The organism is Rhodobacter sp. (genome assembly GCA_020637515.1).
Classification (GTDB): Bacteria; Pseudomonadota; Alphaproteobacteria; order Rhodobacterales; family Rhodobacteraceae; genus Pararhodobacter.
Genome location: JACKKG010000001.1, coordinates 2,347,428 through 2,364,754 on the forward strand (window position 1 = coordinate 2,347,428; position 17,327 = coordinate 2,364,754).

Annotated in this window: 13 protein-coding genes and 1 riboswitch; of the genes, 10 read left to right on the forward strand and 3 right to left on the reverse strand. The window is 68.8% G+C overall.

Going from position 1 to position 17,327, the window contains the following annotated elements; all coding sequences use genetic code 11:
• Window positions 1-13: 13 nt before the first annotated feature.
• Window positions 14-1,684, reverse strand: coding sequence for a hypothetical protein (locus tag H6900_11545; protein ID MCC0073910.1), 1,671 nt, complete (start codon window positions 1,682-1,684; stop codon window positions 14-16).
• Between the two features lie 225 nt (window positions 1,685-1,909).
• Here H6900_11545 and H6900_11550 point away from each other — a divergent pair, with 225 nt between their 5' ends.
• Window positions 1,910-2,359 carry a peptidase S1 gene (locus tag H6900_11550; GenBank protein ID MCC0073911.1) on the forward strand — a complete coding sequence of 150 codons (450 nt, stop codon included), beginning with the start codon at window positions 1,910-1,912 and terminating at the stop codon, window positions 2,357-2,359.
• On the opposite strand, the gene H6900_11555 is transcribed toward H6900_11550, so the two are convergent.
• Entirely contained in the window at window positions 2,343-3,062 is a 720-nt protein-coding gene (locus H6900_11555) for an SDR family oxidoreductase (GenBank protein ID MCC0073912.1), read from the reverse strand. The two genes, H6900_11550 and H6900_11555, sit on opposite strands and share 17 nt — an antisense overlap.
• 266 nt (window positions 3,063-3,328) lie before the next feature.
• Between H6900_11555 and H6900_11560 the strand changes: the two genes are divergently transcribed.
• The 4 genes from H6900_11560 to H6900_11575 all read left to right on the forward strand — a co-directional run bounded on the left by H6900_11560 (window position 3,329) and on the right by H6900_11575 (window position 9,366).
• Window positions 3,329-3,901 carry a biotin transporter BioY gene (locus H6900_11560; protein MCC0073913.1) on the forward strand — a complete coding sequence of 191 codons (573 nt, stop codon included), beginning with the start codon at window positions 3,329-3,331 and terminating at the stop codon, window positions 3,899-3,901.
• 117 nt (window positions 3,902-4,018) lie between these two features.
• Window positions 4,019-4,165, forward strand: a riboswitch (FMN riboswitch).
• An 83-nt stretch (window positions 4,166-4,248) separates the two neighbouring features.
• Window positions 4,249-5,145: a DMT family transporter gene (locus H6900_11565; protein MCC0073914.1), complete on the forward strand. Its 897-nt coding sequence runs from the start codon at window positions 4,249-4,251 to the stop codon at window positions 5,143-5,145.
• Between the two features lie 446 nt (window positions 5,146-5,591).
• Window positions 5,592-8,519, forward strand: coding sequence for a ribonuclease E/G (locus H6900_11570; GenBank protein ID MCC0073915.1), 2,928 nt, complete (start codon window positions 5,592-5,594; stop codon window positions 8,517-8,519).
• A gap of 94 nt (window positions 8,520-8,613) precedes the next feature.
• Window positions 8,614-9,366 (forward strand): cytochrome c biogenesis protein CcdA, encoded by a 753-nt coding sequence (locus tag H6900_11575; protein MCC0073916.1) that lies wholly within the window; start codon window positions 8,614-8,616, stop codon window positions 9,364-9,366.
• On the opposite strand, the gene H6900_11580 is transcribed toward H6900_11575, so the two are convergent.
• Entirely contained in the window at window positions 9,363-10,877 is a 1,515-nt protein-coding gene (locus H6900_11580) for a trimethylamine methyltransferase family protein (GenBank protein ID MCC0073917.1), read from the reverse strand. The two genes, H6900_11575 and H6900_11580, sit on opposite strands and share 4 nt — an antisense overlap.
• Window positions 10,878-11,011: 134 nt before the next feature.
• Here H6900_11580 and H6900_11585 point away from each other — a divergent pair, with 134 nt between their 5' ends.
• The 5 genes from H6900_11585 to H6900_11605 all read left to right on the forward strand — a co-directional run bounded on the left by H6900_11585 (window position 11,012) and on the right by H6900_11605 (window position 17,319).
• Window positions 11,012-12,232: a hypothetical protein gene (locus H6900_11585; GenBank protein MCC0073918.1), complete on the forward strand. Its 1,221-nt coding sequence runs from the start codon at window positions 11,012-11,014 to the stop codon at window positions 12,230-12,232.
• A gap of 5 nt (window positions 12,233-12,237) precedes the next feature.
• Window positions 12,238-13,599: a cytochrome P450 gene (locus tag H6900_11590; protein ID MCC0073919.1), complete on the forward strand. Its 1,362-nt coding sequence runs from the start codon at window positions 12,238-12,240 to the stop codon at window positions 13,597-13,599.
• A 199-nt stretch (window positions 13,600-13,798) separates the two neighbouring features.
• Entirely contained in the window at window positions 13,799-14,830 is a 1,032-nt protein-coding gene (locus tag H6900_11595) for a TRAP transporter substrate-binding protein (GenBank protein ID MCC0073920.1), read from the forward strand.
• 482 nt (window positions 14,831-15,312) lie between these two features.
• Complete coding sequence (locus H6900_11600) at window positions 15,313-15,915, forward strand: TRAP transporter small permease subunit (protein ID MCC0073921.1); 603 nt, start codon at window positions 15,313-15,315, stop codon at window positions 15,913-15,915.
• Between the two features lie 15 nt (window positions 15,916-15,930).
• Window positions 15,931-17,319 (forward strand): TRAP transporter large permease subunit, encoded by a 1,389-nt coding sequence (locus H6900_11605; GenBank protein ID MCC0073922.1) that lies wholly within the window; start codon window positions 15,931-15,933, stop codon window positions 17,317-17,319.
• The last annotated feature ends 8 nt before the right edge of the window (window positions 17,320-17,327 follow it).

A 17,327-nucleotide genomic window follows, 5' to 3' on the forward strand; every position in this document is an offset into this window, starting at 1 on the left:
ATCCGCCCGCGGCCTATCGGCGCGGGATCAGCCGGATGAAGGGCACGCCCCAGGGCCGCGCGACATAGGCCATGGCAAGGTCGAAGTCGCCCAGTTCGTCCTTGACCCGGGAATCCAGGAACGAGCTTTCCAAAAAGGCCCGGATGCGGGCGCTGTCCCAGGCCTCGGCGCCTTCGGGGACGCGCAGATATTCATAGGAGGACAGCAAGGTGAACCCGTCCGCGACGGCATCCGCCAGCAGGCGATGCGCCCGCAGCGCGGCAAGGCTTTCGGCGTCGCCGGCAAAGACGAAGCCGTGGCGCACCGGAACGGCGAGCGTGAAGTTCAGCATCCCGTCGCCGAATTCCAGCACCCGGGCGTCGGGCGCGGTGGCGTGCAGGCTGGCGTCGATCGTGTCGCGCGCCAGCCAGAAATCCCGTTGCTGCGCGCGCAGCGGATCGGTCATCAGGCCCGCGCTCCACAGGCTGGCGTGCAGCAGTGACAGTCCGCCCAGCGCCAGCGCCGCCAACCGTGCGCCGCGCGCGTTCAGCCGTTGCGCGGCCGGGGCCAGCAGCAGCGCCGTGCCAAAGGTCATCAGCGCCGTCGCCATGGCGAAATACCAGCTCGCCTGGTGCCAGTAGTTCACCGACACCAGCGAATACAGCGCCTTGATCAGCACCCCGGCGGCGATCCCCGCCAGGTAGGGCGCCCAGGGCGCCGCGCGGAACCGCCGCCACAGTGCCGCCAGGAACCCCAGCGCGAACAGCGCCGGTACGATCAGTTCGACGACGCGAAAGGCCCCGCCCGCCAGCCCGGCGCGGTCGGCGACATAGGGGGTCAACCCCTGGCGCAGGTCGATCAGCGGCGCGAACAGCGTCGCCAGCGTGACCCAGCCGTTCTGCAAGAGCGCGCCTTCGCCCTTGGCCGCGCCGCTGACGGGCACCAGCATCCCGGTGGTGGCCCAGGACCACAGCGCAAACAGTCCGACACCCAGGCCCGTGGGCACCATCAGCCAGGCGGCCTCGGGCCAGCGGCGGGGTTTGGTCCGCCCGGGACCGGCCCCCGGGTCCTGCCGGGGCCACAGGGAAACCGCCACCGCCATCGCAGCCGGCACGAAAACCTCGTCCAGGCGCGCGAGGACCAGCAGCGCCAGCGCGATACCAAGTGCCGGCGCCGGTGCGCCCGTCGCGACCAGGCCCAGCACCACCGCCGACAGCAGAAACGCAAGCCCCCCCTCCATCCCGTCGAAGAAAGCCCAGACCGGCAGATTGTGCAGCGCCTGGCCGATGACCAGGAAATAGACCCCCGGCACCGCCAGCATCGCCAGCAGCCACGACCCGGTCGCCCGCCGGATCGCAGCGCCCAGCACGAGAACGCCGGCCGTGGTGCAGGCAATCGCGGCGTAGCTGACGGTCGTCATGGCGCGCAGCGGGTCGCCGGCCGACAGCGCCGTGGCCAGCCGCACCCAGATCTGCCACAGCGGGTGGAACCCGTTGGTTGCGCGCAGGCCGTCGAAGCTCATGCTTGCCCCGTGCGAGGCCTGGCCGATGCCGAGATAGAGATAGGCATCGCCCGCCAGGAACCAGAAGGGCGCCATGGCGCCCATGTTCCAGGCCACCACGAAAGCGGGCAGCACGGTGACGGTAACCGCAAAGACGACAAATCCCGTGGCGCGCATCTGGCGGACCCTCGCACTCGAACACATGCGGGCAGACTAGCGGCTCTCGGGTGAGCGGGCAAACCCCTTGCGCGGGGCCCGCGCCGATCCGCACGATTGCTTGAGGCCCGGCGCCGCCCATGGACAAGCGCCGCGATCTTCGTCAGGCTGGGGCATTCCGCGTCATTTTGCGGACTGGCGGGACGGTCACGAACCTGTCAGAATTTCCTTGTTGGTTCAGTCATGGAGAGAAGGATGTTCAAGTTCCTTGCGATCGGGCTCGGTGCCACGTTGGCGGCGGCCCTTGTCACCCCTGCCGCCCAGGCGCAGAATTACAATCTGCACCCGTCCTACGGGACCTATTCCCTCAGCGCCGGTTTCATGCCCGACCCGCAATCGGGCGTCGGCCGCGCCGGAGGGGACAGCCATGTCAACCCGATGAACGGCTGCCCCGGCGGCGGCTGGTTCGCCAACGCGCCCGATTTCCGGCTGCATTACCAGGCCGGCGGCTACGCGTTGACGTTCTACATCCGGGCGCCGGGCGACACGATGCTTCTGGTCAACGACCCGGCGGGGCAGTGGTTCTGCAACGACGACAGCGACGGTCTGGACCCGGCGATCCGGTTCCCCTCGCCGCGTTCAGGGCAGTATGACATCTGGATGGGCACCTACAACCGCAGCCGGGTTCCGAACGCGCGGCTCTACGTCACCGAGCTGCGCTGACGTCCAGCAGCCGCGCGATGATCCGCTCGGCCTCGGTCGCGCAGGCGGTCAGGGCCGTGCGGTCCTCGCCCGGGAAAAAGCGTGCGCGCGTCGCGGTCGGCATTGGCGCGGGCGTGTCGATTCGCACCTGCGGCGCGCGGACCGGGCCGAGTCCCGCGTTCTCGGCCGCCCAGGCGCGGGCCAGCGCGATCTGGCCCGCCTTGGCGGCTGCGTAGGCGCCGAAGAACCGCTGCACGCCGTCGCCGTCGTGCCAGGCCGCATCGTCGAAGAACACCGCCTGCCCGTGCCCCGAGGCCCGCAGCAGGGGTTCGATCATCGGGATCAGCGTGCCGGTGGCGCGCAGCGTCACCGCGACCGTCTTGTCCCAGTCCTTGACCGCGATATGCCCGGCCGGCGACAGCGGCGGGACATGCACGGCGGTATGGGCCCACAGATCCAGCTTGCCCCAACGCTGGTGGATCGACAGGCAGATCTGCCGCATCGCGTCGTCCTGGGTGATGTCCACCGGCACCAGGGTGGTCGATCCGCCCAGCGCGCGCACCCGGTCGTCCAGCTCCTCGAGGGCGCCGGTGGTTCGGGCGACGGCGACGATGTGCCAGCCACGCGCGGCCAGCGCCTCGGCCAGCGCGGCCCCGAGGCCGCGCGAGGCGCCGGTAATCAGGGCGACGGGGGATGATTCGGGGGTCGGGGCGGTCTGGGTCATGGCGCGCTCATGCCACCTGCGGGCCGGTGTTTCAAGGTGGCGCCCGCGCGCGGGCGGCGATCCAGCCGCGCCCGGCGCCCTGGGCGTGTCGGTGGCGGCGCGCGGCTTTGCCGGGGGTAGGGGCTGCAAATTCGACGACATTGCAAAACGGGAGTTTTGCAAAATTACGCAACGGAAAACCGGGGGGCGGGACCGCTGGACGCTTGACCGTGCAGGCGCGGCATCGGATAACTTTGGTTGAATTCGTGCCACTCAGGGAGAGACACATGGCTCAATCGCAAACCCTCTTGCAGGCGTCGTTCGGTCGGCGCTCGGCGCTGGCTCAGGCGCTGATCGTCCTCGGCGGTTCGGCGGTGATCGCGCTGGGGGCGCAGATCAGCGTGCCGATGCTGCCCGTTCCGATGACCTTGCAGACGCTGGCGGTGGTCCTGGTCGGCCTGACCGCGGGCGCGCGCCTGGGCGCCGCGGCGGTCCTCGCCTATCTGTTCGAGGGGGCATTGGGACTGCCGGTGTTCTCGGGCGGTGGCGCGGGCCTGGCCTGGCTGGCCGGTCCGACCGCGGGCTTCCTGTTCGGCTTTGTGGCGATGGCCTGGGGCGCCGGGTTCCTGGCCGAGCGCGGCGTGGCGCGCGGGCTGGTCGGCACATTTGTGTCGGCGCTGCTGGTGTCCGCGCTGCTCTATGTCCCGGGTGTGCTGTGGCTGACCGCGGTGACGCCGCTGGACCTGTCGGGCGCGGTGGCGCGCGGCGCGGTGCCGTTCCTGCTGGGCGATGCGGTCAAGGCGGCGGTCGCCGCGCTGATCGTCACCGGCGGCTGGAGCGCGCTGCGCAACCGCGCCTGATCGCACCGACCCTCGCGGATCGGATCAACCCCGGGGCGGCGGTGCGTCGCCCCGGGGTTTCGCGTCTTGTGGCGCGTCGCGCGCTTCGCTACCCTCGACGCGCGGCCCGAGGGGCCGTGACGTTCTCAGGGCGGGGTGAAACTCCCCACCGGCGGTAAGCGGTTCGCCGCAAGCCCGCGAGCGCCCCCGCCGGTTGGCGGGGGGTCAGCAGATCTGGTGCAATTCCAGAGCCGACGGTCATAGTCCGGATGAGAGAGAGCGGGACAACGGCGCGGCGCCCTGACCGGCGGCGGCGTCGGTTTGCCTGTGAGCCTTGGGTTGTGTGCGACAGAAACCAGGGACACGCCATGACTCGATCCTTTTCCCACCTTGGCCCGGCCTTGTCCGGTGCCGTTCTGATGATCCTCGCCGGGGCGCTGTTCGCCGTGGTGAACACGCTGGTGCAATACGGCGCGATGGTGCAGGGATTGCCCTCGGCGCGGCTGGCGTTCTGGCAATACCTCATCGCCTCGGTCGCGGCGCTGCCCTGGGCGATGCGCCGGGGCCGCGCGGCGCTGGCGGGCGCGAACCTGCCCTTGCATCTGCTGCGGGTGCTGCTGGCGGCGGGCGGCGTGCAACTGTGGGTCGCGGGGCTGGCCCATGTGCCGATCTGGCAGGCGATCGCGCTGATCATGCTGTCGCCCTTTTTCGTCACGCTGGGCGCGGGTCTGCTGCTGGGCGAACAGACGGGGCGGGACCGCTGGCTGGCGGTCGTGGCGGGGTTCGCGGGCGGGATGATCGTCCTTGCGCCCTGGTCCGAGGCCTTCAGCCTTTACGCGTTGCTGCCGGTCGCGGCCTCGGCGCTGTGGGCGGGGACATCGCTGCTGACCAAGCGGCTGACCCGGCGCGAAGGCCCCGAGGCGGTCACGCTGTTCCTGCTGGTGCTGCTGACGCCGCTGAACGCGCTGGTCGCCCTGCCCGAAGGGTTGGGCCTGTCCGGCGGCCTGCCGGGCGCGCTGCTGCTGACGGCGGGGGTGCTGACGGCGCTGGCGCAATACCTGCTGGCGCGCGCCTATTCCGTGGCGGACGCGGCCTATCTGCAACCCTTCGACCATGTGAAACTGCCGTTCAATGTGCTGCTGGGGCTGGCGGTTTTCGGCTTTGTGCCGCCGGGGGCGCTTTGGCTGGGCTCGGCGTTGATCGTCGGCGCGTCCTTTCTGCTGTTGCGGCGCGAAGCCCTGTCCCCGACCTGGATACGCGACTGATACCGCACCCGATTTCCGGGTTTCCGCGCGCGGCCCCCGGGGGGCCGCGCCAGTCTCCATATTTCACGCGCGCATTTTCCCCATTGAACAGGCGGGCCTTTCGCCCCTATGTTTGCCAAGCACGGGTGTCTCATGCCTGTTGCACGAAATTCACGGCCCCGCTCGCGCGGATTACGCGACGCGACGGGGCGGGATCGGCCCGAAAAGCCGTTGGAATGCCTGGTCCGGCCCTTGGGTCGACCGGGTCTTGAATGGGCGCCCTGCGGGGTGCTCGGAGCTTGTAACCGCGATGCCAGGGTGCGCATCAGCCATGGTCGAGACAGGGGCGCGCGCAGGCGCAGTCCTCCGACCGCTGGTGCCCGGGCACGCCACCACCTTTCCCCCGACAAACGATCCGCAAGGCCCCTCGGGGCCGGGCGGCTTGCCGCCGGGGCGAGCGAGACAACATGGCAAAGAAACTTCTGATCGACGCCACGCACGCGGAAGAAACCCGCGTCGTGGTCCTGGACGGCAACAAGGTTGAGGAATTCGACTTTGAGACGATCCACAAGCGGCAGCTTGCGGGCAACATCTACCTGGCCAAGGTAACGCGGGTCGAACCCTCGCTTCAGGCGGCCTTCGTGGATTACGGCGGCAACCGCCACGGCTTTCTCGCCTTTGCGGAAATCCATCCCGACTATTACCAGATCCCCGTCGCCGACCGGCAGGCCCTGCTGGCCGAGGAACGCGCCCTTGCCGCGCGCGAGGACGAGGACAGCCCCCGCCGCCCGCGCCGCCGCCGCGACGAGGCCCGCGACGACTCGCGTGACGAGGCGAAATCCGAGGATACGAAATCCGAGGACGTCGCAGATCATTTGGCCGATGGGCAGGACGCGGCCGACGCCGTCACGCTCCAGGGCGACGCGCCCGATGGCGACGCCGTGACCGAAGCCGCGGCCGAGAACGGCGACGAGGGTGCGCCCCAGGCGCCCGCCGCGCAGCCCGTGGCGGCCCAGGCCGAAGGAACCGATTTGCGCAGCTACGGCGCGATGGATGTGATCGACCTCGACGATGGCGACACGGCCGAGGAACACGACAGCCAGCGTGCCCCCCACGCCGAAGAGGGCAACCGCCCCTATCGCGCCGCCGACCACGCCAGCGAGATCGACGACCAGATCGAATCCGTCGCCGACGAGGACGTCTCGGACGAGGTGCGCCCGCCGCGCCGGTCGCGCGCCCGCCGCTACAAGATCCAGGAGGTCATCAAGGTCCGGCAGATCATGCTGGTCCAGGTGGTCAAGGAAGAGCGCGGCAACAAGGGCGCGGCGCTGACGACCTATCTCAGCCTCGCGGGCCGCTATTGCGTGCTCATGCCCAACACCGCGCGCGGCGGTGGCATCAGCCGCAAGATCACCAACGCCGCCGACCGCAAGAAGCTGAAGGAAATCGCCGGCGAGTTCGACGTGCCCGAGGGCGCCGGGCTCATCATTCGGACGGCGGGTGCAAACCGCACCAAGGCCGAGATCAAGCGCGACTACGAATATCTGTTCCGCGTCTGGGAACAGATCCGCGAACTGACGCTGAAGTCGATCGCCCCGGCGCCGATCTACGAGGAAGGCAACCTCATCAAGCGGTCGATCCGCGATCTCTACAACAAGGACATCGACGAGGTTCTGGTCGAAGGCGAGGGCGGCTACCGGACCGCCAAGGACTTCATGAAGATGATCATGCCGTCCCACGCCAAGAACGTGAAGTTCTACACCGAGGCGATGCCGCTGTTCGCGCGCTATCAGGCCGAAAGCTATCTGGGCCAGATGTTCAACCCGACCGTCCAGTTGAAGTCGGGCGGCTACATCGTCATCGGCGTGACCGAGGCGCTGGTCGCCATCGACGTCAACTCGGGCAAATCCACGCGTGAGGGTTCGATCGAGGACACTGCGCTGAAGACGAACCTGGAAGCCGCCGACGAGATCGCGCGCCAGTTGCGCCTGCGCGATCTGGCCGGCTTGATCGTCATCGACTTTATCGACATGGAAGAGCGCAAGAACAACGCCTCGGTCGAAAAGCGGCTGAAAGAGGCGCTGCGCAATGACCGCGCGCGCATCCAGGTGGGGCGCATCTCGGGCTTTGGCTTGCTGGAGATGAGCCGCCAGCGCCTGCGCCCCGGCATGATCGAGGCGACGACGCAGCCGTGCCCGCATTGCCACGGCACCGGCCTGATCCGGTCCGACAACTCGCTGGCGTTGCAGATTCTGCGCGCGCTCGAGGAAGAGGGCACGCGCAACCGCTCGAAAGAGGTGTTGGTCAAGGCGCCGATCGGGATCGTCAACTATCTGTTCAACTCGAAGCGCGAGCATCTGGCGCAGATCGAGGCGCGCTATGGCATGGCGATCCGGATCGAGGCCGACCCGTCGCTGATCTCGCCCGACTACACGATCGAAAAGTTCAAGACCGCCACCCGCATCGTCAGCGCCCCGGCGCCGCAGGTGGTGTCGCTCGACGCGCAGACCATGTCCGACATCGACGAGGAACTGGCCGACGAGATCGAGGACGACACCGACACCGACACCGATGCGGACACCGAGGCCGAAGCCGAGGCGCCCGAGACAGCAACCAGCGACGACAGTGCCGAGGAGAAATCCGATGGCGGCAAGCGCAAGCGCCGTCGCCGGCGGCGCCGTCGGGGTGGGCAGAACGGTGACGGGCCCGCCGAAGGCGGCGCCGACGACGCGACCGACGACGCCGAGGGCGAGGATGACGCCGCCGAGGCGGTGACCGAGGGCCCCGCGGCCGAGACTGCGGCCGACTCCTCCGTGGCGGCCTCCGTCGAGGCTGACGCCGAGACCGCCGTCGCGACCGATTCCGACGCCGAGAAGCCGGCCAAGAAGCGCCGCACCCGGACCCGCAAGCCCAAGGCCGCAGAGGCCGGCGCGGACCCGGTCGAGGCCGCCGCCGCGCCCGCCGAAGTCGAAGCCGCGCCGCTCGAGGCCACCGCCGACGAAGTGGCCGCGCCGAAAAAGCGCACCCGCGCACGGCGCAAGCCCAAGGTCGAGGACGCACCCGCAGCGGCCGCGCCCGAGGGCACCGTCGATGTGGCAGGCGACGCGCCGACCGCGCAACCGGCCGCCGAGCCCGCCGCGCAAGCGCCGGAAGCGATCGCGGCCCCCGCGCCGCAGCCAGAAGAGCCGGCCGTGCCCGAGCCCGTGCCAGCGCCCGTGCCCGAGGTCGTGGTGACCCCCGAACCGCAACCCGAACCGCAACCCGAACCGCAACCCGAACCGCAGCCTGAACCCGTCGCGGTGGCGGATGCGGCGCCCGAGCCACAGCCCGAGCCCGCGCCCGAGGCTGACGCCTCAAAGCCGCGCCGGTCGGGGTGGTGGGCGCGCAAGAGCTGACCCGCTGATCGAAATGTGACCCGATAACCCGCGCGCCCCCCGTGACTTTCCGGGGGGCGCGCGTTTATCAGGGAGCCCGGAAAGGAACCCCCCGATGTTCGGAATCGACCTCTTCGACGCGGCCCTGATGCCGTCCCTGATGGTGGCGCTTCTGGCGGGGCTCCTGTCCTTTCTCAGCCCGTGCGTGCTGCCGATCGTGCCGCCGTATCTGGCCTACATGTCCGGCATCTCGATGCGCGAGATGACCGAGACCCGGCGCGGCCCCTCGGCGGCAACGATCCCGGCGCTGTTCTTCGTCATGGGGTTGAGCACCGTCTTCCTGTTCCTGGGCTTTACCGCCTCGAGCCTGGGGCGGTTGTTCACGGCCTATCGCAACGAATTCCAGACCGTCGCGGGGATCATCGTGATCGTCATGGGCCTGCATTTCCTGGGCCTGTTCCGGCTGGGTTTTCTGATGCGCGAGGCCCGGATCGACGCCGGCAATCGCGGCGGCAGCGCCTTTGGCGCCTATGTGCTGGGGCTGGCTTTTGCCTTTGGCTGGACACCCTGCATCGGCCCGATCCTGGGCACGATCATGACGCTGGCCGCGTCCGAGGGGTCGGTCGTGCGCGGCACCGCGCTGCTGGCGGCCTATGCGCTGGGGCTGGGACTGCCGTTCCTGCTGGCGGCGGTGTTCATCGGCCGCGCGATGGGGGTCATGAACCGCATCAAGCCCTGGCTGGGCGTGATCGAAAAGGCGATGGGCGTGCTGCTGGTTTTGGTGGGGCTGGCGCTGATCACCGGCTGGCTGTCGGCCTTTTCCTTCTGGTTGATCGAGGCCTTTCCCGCCCTCGGCCGAATCGGCTAGCCGACCGGCGGCGCCCCGCCTTCGCGCGTGCGCCGTTCGATGAACGGGGCCAGTGCCTCGTCCACGCCGGCGCAGGCGTCGGGCACCCGATACGCCGCCAGCCTCTGCTGCCAGACCGCCAGCGCGCGCTCCTGGGTCAGCGGCGCACCGGCCTCGGTCCATTGGCCGTGGTTGCGCAGATCGGCGACCAGGGGTTCGTAGAACGCCGTCTCATAACGCGCCATGGTATGCGCGGCGGCAAAGAAATGGCCCCCCGGCGGGACCTCGGCGATCGCGTCCAGGCCCAGCGCCGCGTCATCGGCGGCGGGCTGGGTGCAAAGCTCGGCCAGCGTCTGAACGGCCTCCATGTCGATGATGAATTTCTCGTAGCCAAAGGTCAGCCCGCCTTCGAGCCAGCCCGCCGAATGCACGATCATCGTCGATTGCGCCAGCATCGAGCCCCACAGCCCCATCACCGCCTCTTGCGCGGATTGCGCGTCGGGTGCGTTGCCCGCCGACCCCGCGCCCGAGCGCCAGGGCAGGCCGATGTGGCGCGCCAGTTGGCCCGCGCCCAGCGTTGCCTGCAAATGCGCCGGCGTGCCAAAGGCCGGCGCGCCCGACTTCATGTCCACGTTCGAGGCAAAGCTGCCATACAGCACCGGCGCCCCGGGTCCGGCCAGTTGCGCCAGGGTGAGTCCCGCCAGCGCCTCGGCGTGTTGCAGGACCAGCGCGCCCGCCACGGTGACCGGCGCCATCGCCCCCATCAGGCAGAACGGCGTGATGACCGTGGGCTGGCGCCAGCGGGCGAAATCGATCAGCCCTTGCGACATCGGCCCGTCCAGTTGCCGGGGCGAGTTCGAGTTGATGACCGTATAACAATGCGCCCCGCCGCGCAGGTCGCCAAGGCCGCGCGCCGTGGCGATCATGGCAAAGGCATCCTCGGCCTGGGCGGTGCCCCTGGCATAGACGAAGGGCACCTTGTCGGTCAGGGTCAGTTGCGCGCGCGTGACCGCCAGATGGCGCAGGCTGGGGTCGATGTCCTGCGATTCGACGGTGGGGCCGGTGTAGTGGATCGCGTCGAACCCCTGCACCAGCTTCAGCTGTTCCTCGAAATCCGCCTGCGTCCCGGGGCGGCGCCCGCGCAGCGCGTCGCTGCAATTGGGCGCGCCAGAGCCCGCCAGGAAGGTCAGCGTGCCGGGCTCGATGGTCAGGTCGCGCGCCCGGTCCCCGGCGTGCAGCGCAAAGCTGCGCGGCGCGCGGGCCAGCGCCTCGGACACGATGTCGCGGCCCAGGCGCACCTGGTCGCCGTCGATCCGCGCGCTGGCCTGGGCAAAGAGCGCGACGGCCTCGGGCAGCAGCACCTTGATCCCGTGATCCTCGAGCACCCCCAGCGCCGCCTCGTGCATCGCCGCGATGCGGTCCTCGGTGAACACCGGCTGGGGCAGGAACGGGTGGCGCAACTGGCGGTAATCGGGTTGCCGGACCGTGGCGCGGGGGCCGCTGTGGCGGCGTCGGCGGTATGGGGTTTCCATGGTGTCTCGCGGCTGCTTCGGTCCCGACGATAGCATACTGGACACTTATGTCCAGTAGCCGCGCCGCGCCGTCGTCCGGGTTTCCAGCCGCCGCGAAAACGCGTAGCCTGCCCCCAAGGCAGGAGTGTGCAGGCATGGGCGATCAGGGCAGCAGGCGCGTGCGGAAGCGGCGGGTGTTCTATGTGCCGGGCTACGACCCGTTCCCGCCGCGCCGCTACCGCGAGTTCTACCGCAAGGAGGGCGCGGCCCAGGCGGCGATCAGCGGCTACAGCATCGACATGCAGGCCGAGGCGGGCTCGAAGGGCTACGTCTGGCGGGTCGAGACCGTGATCGGCGGCGCCCGGACCGAGGCCCGGGTGCAGGTGCTGGTCTGGTCCGATCTGGTGCAGGCGTCGATGAAACGCGGCGTTCTGGGCACCTATCTGCTGCTGGCGCGCACGCTGTGGACCTTTTTGGCGACCGGTGCGATTGCGGCCATGGTGCGGCTGCGGCCAGGCACCATGCTGGCCGCCGCCTGGCCCGCCGTCATGCTGACCGGCCAGCTTCTGGTTGCGCTGCTGGCGGGCGGGCTGGTGTGGTGGGCGGTGGTGTCGCTGATGCCGGGGGCCTGGGGGCACCTGCCGGGGCCGGTTCTGGGGGCGCTGGCGGTCGCGGCGGTGTTGCAGGCGTTCCGGCGGATGGATACCCGCTTTTTCGCCTATTACCTGCTCTATGACTTCGCCCAGGTGGCAGCGCATCGCGGGGCCTATGGTCCGGCGTTGCAGGCCCGTCTCGACGGGTTCGCGGATCAGGTGGCCCAGGCCCTGCACGAGGATTGCGACGAGGTCCTGGTGGTTGGCCATTCCTCGGGCGCGGCGCTGGCGGTATCGCTGGCGGCAGCGGTCGAGCGGCGCGGCCTGCCCCAGGGGGGGGCGCGGCTGGCCCTGCTGACGCTGGGCCAGGCGATCCCGATGCAGGCCTTCCTGCCCGACGCGCGACGCCTGCGCGCGGACCTGCGCCAGCTCGCCGCCAGCCGGTCGGTCGCCTGGGTCGATGTCACCGCAAAGGCCGATGGCGTCAGCTTCTGGCTGACCGACCCGCCCGGAGTCTGCGGCGTGGCGCCCCCGGACCAGACCGGGCCGCTGGTTTTCTCGGCCGCGTTTTCCGAAACGCTGGCTGCGGAAAAATGGGCCGCGATCAAGCGGCAGTTCTTCCGCCTGCATATCCAGTATCTGGCCGCGTTCGAGCATCCGCGCGACTACGACTATTTCCAGATCACCGCTGGCCCCGTGCTGCTGTCCGACCGCTACCGCGACCGCGCGCCATCCCCCAGCCGCGAGGCCCGCGCTTATTCCCCGCACCGGAGCCTGCCGTGACGCGCATCGTGCCCCCCAAACCCGCCTCGCGGCAGGGGCGCTTTGCCTTCTGGCGCTACCTGCGCAACTTTCGGCGCGATATCCTGTCGGCGAACCCCGAGCGCCTTTATGGTGCCAAGATGGCCGAGTTCCGGATCCCGTTCTTGCACACCTTTCTGGTGAATGAAACCGCGCTGTGGCGCCGCGTGCTGACGCAAGAGCCGCTGAATTTCCCCAAATCGCCCCGCATGGCCGCCGGGTTGGAGCCGTTGCTGGGGCAGGGCGTGTTTCTGACCAACGGCGAGGTCTGGCGCCGGCAACGTCGGATCATCGATCCCGCGTTCGAGGGCGGGCGCCTGCGGGATACCTTTCCCGCCATGCTGGCGGCCGGGCGGGCGACCGTCGATCGGCTGGCGGCGCTGGGGCCGGCGCCGGTCGATGTCGAACCGCAGATGAGCCACGCCACCGCCGACGTGATTTTCCGCACGCTGTTCTCGATGCCGATCGAGGACGCCACCGCCAGCGCCGTGTTCCGGGCCTTTCGCGCGTTCCAGGGCACGCAGCCCTTGCTGAATCTCGCCGCCTTTCTGCCGCTTCCGCGCTGGGTGCCGCGGCTGCATCGGCGCGCGACGCTGACCGCCGCGCGCCGTATCCGCGCCCTGACCCGCGACCTTGTCGAGGCCCGGCGCGCCGCCATTGCCGCCGGCACCGCGCCCGACGACCTGGCGACCAAGATCATGACCACCCCCGATCCGGAAACGGGCCGCCCCTTTGACGACGCCGAGATGGTCGATCAGGTGGCGGTGTTCTTTCTGGCCGGACACGAGACCTCGGCCTCGGCGCTGGGGTGGGCGCTTTATCTGTTGGCGCTGGACCCCGGGTTGCAGGATGCGCTGGCCGCCGAAGCCGGGCGTGAATTGGGCGCGGCGCCCGATTTCGGTGCCGTCAGCCGCTTGACGCTGGCGCGCGACACGTTCCGCGAGGCGCTCAGGCTTTATCCGCCGGTGCCGATGATGGTGCGCCAGGCGGCCTGTCCGGCCACGTTCCGGGGCAGGGCGGTCAACGCCGGGGCGCAGGTGGTGATCAGCCCCTGGCACCTGGGCCGGCATCGCGCATTGTGGGACGATCCCGACGCCTTCTGTCCCGAACGCTGGTCCACGCCCGCCGGGCGCGCGGCGGCGCGCGAGGGGTTCTTGCCGTTTTCGGCCGGGCCGCGCGTCTGCCCGGGCGCCGGATTCGCGATGATCGAGGGGCCCTTGCTGCTGGCCTTGATGGCGCAGGCGTTTCGCTTTGCCCCGGTCCCGGCGCAAAGCCCGGTTCCGCAAGCGCAGCTGACCGTTCGGGCCAAGGCCGGAATCTGGCTGACAATCATCCCGCGCGCCGCCTGAATCAGGGGAATTCGGAGGAAAGCTCACTTTTTCCTTGGAGAATTGGTAAGGTTATTTTACCTCTTGAGGCATGGAGGAGATTCTGCGCCTTCCCGGTTCGCCGGGTTGACCCGTGGACCCCTTCATGTTCGCATGAACAGGCGAGACCGCGGATCGGCACAAGCCGCACCGGACCAGGCCCGCCAACAGGGAGTGAGACATGAAAAAGATCCTGACCACGACCGCTCTGGTCGCGACGATGGTTGCTGGTGGCGCACAGGCGCAACAGCACTGGAACCTGCAATCGACCTATGCCGGGTCGTTGCCGCAGCTCGGCGCGCTCGGCATCCGCATCGCGGAGCAGATCACCGCCATCACCGGCGGCGAGATCGAGGTGACCTTCCAGAACCCGGGCGGCGTCGTTCCGGCGCTGGAAGTGTTCGACGCCGTCGGCTCGGGCGCGGTCGAGGCCGGCTGGTCCACGCCCGGCTACTGGGCGGGCCGCGTTCCGGCGCTGCAACTGCTGGCGGCCGTGCCCTTTGGCCCGCGCGCGTCGGAATACCTGGCCTGGCTGAAGTTCGGCGGCGGCGAGCAGTTCCTCGAGGAACTCTACGAGCCGCACAACATCCATTCGGTGATCTGCGCGGTGATCGCGCCCGAGGCCTCGGGCTGGTTCCGCAACGAGATCCACTCGGTCGAGGACCTGCGCGGCCTGACGATGCGCTTCTTCGGCCTGGGCGCCAAGGTGATGGAGCGCATGGGCGTTTCGACCCAGCTTCTGGCGGGCGGCGACATCTTCCCGGCGCTGGAACTCGGCACGATCGACGCGACCGAATTCTCGATGCCGGCGATCGACCTGAACCTGGGCTTCTACCAGGTGGCGCAGCACTACTACTTCCCGGGCTGGCACCAGCAGTCCACGTTCTTTGACCTGATGATCAACCTGGACCTGTGGGAATCGCTCGACGAGCGCACGCAGCTGATGATCAACACCGTCTGCGACGCCAACATCGCCTATGGCCTGGCCGAGGGCGAGGCGATCCAGGTCGATGCGCTGCGCCAGCTCGAGGAAGAGCACGGCGTGCAGATCCACCGCTGGTCCGACGAGGACCTGGCGGCGCTGGAAGCGGCCTGGGACGAGGTCGCGGCCGAACTGGTGGCCGAGGATGCGGATTTCGCCCGCGTCTACGAAAGCTACACCACCTTCCGGCAGAACTATCGCCGCTGGCGCGATCTGGCCTATCTGGACTGATCGTCTGGCAGGCTGAACACAGGGGTGCCCCGCAGGCCGGGGCGCCCCGTTTTTCCGCATATCACGGGGGACAGGACAGCATGGGAACACTGTTGTCGGTCATCACCATTGCCGCATCATTCGTCATCGTCGTGGTCGATCCGACCTCGATGCTGGTGTTCTGGGCGCTGGGGACGATCCTGATTTCACACGTCGGCGCCTGGCTGCTGCGCGCGCGGCCGGGCTGGTTCGCGGCGGCGACGCTGCTGGGCTGGGCCTCGGTCATGATCGCGACGCCCTTGTCGCTGACGCAGACGCAGTTGAACCAGTTGGCGCGCCTGGTGCGGCGCCAGCGCGACGGTTGGGAAGCGGCGCAGGCCACGCTCGACTTCTTCGAGCCCCTTGTGGCCTACGCGACGCCGCTGCTGATCGCGGTGACGGTGTTTTTCGTCGTGATGGCGGCGCTGGCGCTGCGCCGCGCGCGCGAGGGCGGCTATCGCTACATGCTCGAGGCCGCCGACGGGCTGGCCGTGGCCTGCGAACGGGTTGGCAAGCTGGCGGCGTTCCTGTTCGTGCCGATGATGCTGATCATCCTATACGATGTCATGCAGCGCAAGTATCTGGGCTATAACCCCGATTTCACCGACACCTGGCTTTACAACACCTTCTCCTCGACCCGGTTGCAGGAAATGGAGTGGCATCTCCACGCGGTTCTGTTCCTGCTGGCGCTGGGGTATGGCTATGTCAAGGACGCGCATGTCCGCATCGAACTGGTGCGCGACAACCTGGCGCCACGCACCCGCGCCTGGATCGAACTGGCCGGGGCGCTGCTGTTCATGGTGCCCTATTGCTATGTGGTCATCGAATACGGCACCGAGAACGCGATGCGCGCCTTTCACATCGGCGAGGGGTCCGACGCGCTGACCGGCCTGCCGCACCGGTTCATCATCAAGGGGATGCTGCCCATCGGCTTTGTCTTTGTGGCGCTGGCCGGCCTGTCGGCGGCGCTGAAATGCGTGGTCTACCTGTTCGGCCCGTCGTCGATGCGGGCGGCCTCGGGGCAATACGCCGGCCACGCCGACCACGCCCAACCGGCCCAGACCTGAGCGGAAAGAGCGATCATGTTGGACACTCTCATCTACTTCCTGCCGCTCATCATGTTCGGCGTGCTGGCCGTGGTGCTGTTCACCGGCTATCCGGTGGCCTTCATCCTGGGCGGCACCGCGCTGTTCTTCGCCGTTCTGGGCGATTGGGCGGGGGTCTTCCGGCTGGATCAGATCCAGCTTGTGCCGCTCAGGATCTACGGCGGCACGATGGCCAGCCTGGTGCTGGTGGCGATCCCGATGTTCACCTTCATGGGCACCATGCTGGAGAAATCCGGCGTCGCCACCGACCTGCTCGAGGCGCTTCAGGTGCTGCTGCGCCGCGTCCCCGGAGGGCTGGCGCTGTCGGTCACGCTGATGGGCACGATCATGGCCGCCACGACCGGCATCATCGGCGCTTCGGTCGTCATGATGACGCTGATGGCGCTGCCCGTGATGATGAAGGCGAATTATTCGATCCCGCTGGCGACCGGGACCATCGCGGCGTCCGGCACGCTGGGGATCCTGATCCCGCCGTCGATCATGCTGGTCATCATGTCGGACCTGCTTTCGGTGCCGGTCGGCACCGTGTTCATCGCGGCGATCGTTCCGGGCCTTCTGCTGGCGGGGCTTTATACGGTCTACATCTTCCTGCTGTGCCGCTGGAAACCCCATCTGGCGCCGCCAATGCCCGATGACATCGGCCCCGCGACCCGGGGCGAGTTCTGGCGCATGATCTTCCGCAGCTTCCTGCCGCCGATCTTCCTGATCCTGGCGGTGCTGGGGTCGATCTTTGCCGGCCTCGCCACCCCGACCGAGGCCTCGGGCGTCGGTGCCGCGGGGTCGGTGCTGCTGGCCTGGTTCAACCGGCGCCTCGACTGGGAGACGTTCAAGGACGTCTGCTATCGCTCGGCGCTGACCGGGGCGATGCTGTTCGGCATCTTTGTCGGCGCCACCGCGTTCAGCTTCGTGTTCAAGGCGATCGGCGGCGAGCATCTGATCGTCGAATTCATCGAGAGTTCGTCGGCCGGGCCGTGGTCCATCCTGTTCGTGCTGATGGCGATGGTCTTCGCGCTGGGGTTCTTCTTTGACTGGATCGAGATCACGCTGATCGTGCTGCCGATCTTTGCCCCGATCGTCGCCCTGCTGGATTTCGGCGGGCATGTGGGCGAATGGTCGGGCGTGTCGAACCCGATCGTCATCTGGTTCCTGATCCTGGTCGCGGTGAACCTGCAAACCAGCTTCCTGACGCCACCCTTCGGCTTTGCGCTGTTCTACCTGAAAGGCGTCTCGCCGCCCGAGGTGAAGATCCAGATGATCTACAAGGGCATCATTCCCTTCGTGGCGCTTCAAGTGCTGGGGCTGTTCCTGTGCGTGGTCTTCCCGGCGCTGGTTCTGTGGTTGCCAAGCCTCGCGCTTGGGGACTAGATCCTGAC

What these genes read in the sequence shown, in the direction of transcription:
- H6900_11570 (MCC0073915.1), top strand. Translation starts at nt 5,592, where the DNA reads ATGGCAAAGAAACTTCTGATCGACGCCACGCACGCGGAAGAAACCCGC.
- H6900_11555 (MCC0073912.1), bottom strand. Translation starts at nt 3,062, where the DNA reads ATGACCCAGACCGCCCCGACCCCCGAATCATCCCCCGTCGCCCTGATT.
- H6900_11595 (MCC0073920.1), top strand. Translation starts at nt 13,799, where the DNA reads ATGAAAAAGATCCTGACCACGACCGCTCTGGTCGCGACGATGGTTGCT.
- H6900_11605 (MCC0073922.1), top strand. Translation starts at nt 15,931, where the DNA reads ATGTTGGACACTCTCATCTACTTCCTGCCGCTCATCATGTTCGGCGTG.
- H6900_11545 (MCC0073910.1), bottom strand. Translation starts at nt 1,684, where the DNA reads ATGTGTTCGAGTGCGAGGGTCCGCCAGATGCGCGCCACGGGATTTGTC.
- H6900_11575 (MCC0073916.1), top strand. Translation starts at nt 8,614, where the DNA reads ATGTTCGGAATCGACCTCTTCGACGCGGCCCTGATGCCGTCCCTGATG.
- H6900_11565 (MCC0073914.1), top strand. Translation starts at nt 4,249, where the DNA reads ATGACTCGATCCTTTTCCCACCTTGGCCCGGCCTTGTCCGGTGCCGTT.
- H6900_11560 (MCC0073913.1), top strand. Translation starts at nt 3,329, where the DNA reads ATGGCTCAATCGCAAACCCTCTTGCAGGCGTCGTTCGGTCGGCGCTCG.
- H6900_11585 (MCC0073918.1), top strand. Translation starts at nt 11,012, where the DNA reads ATGGGCGATCAGGGCAGCAGGCGCGTGCGGAAGCGGCGGGTGTTCTAT.
- H6900_11580 (MCC0073917.1), bottom strand. Translation starts at nt 10,877, where the DNA reads ATGGAAACCCCATACCGCCGACGCCGCCACAGCGGCCCCCGCGCCACG.
- H6900_11600 (MCC0073921.1), top strand. Translation starts at nt 15,313, where the DNA reads ATGCTCGAGGCCGCCGACGGGCTGGCCGTGGCCTGCGAACGGGTTGGC.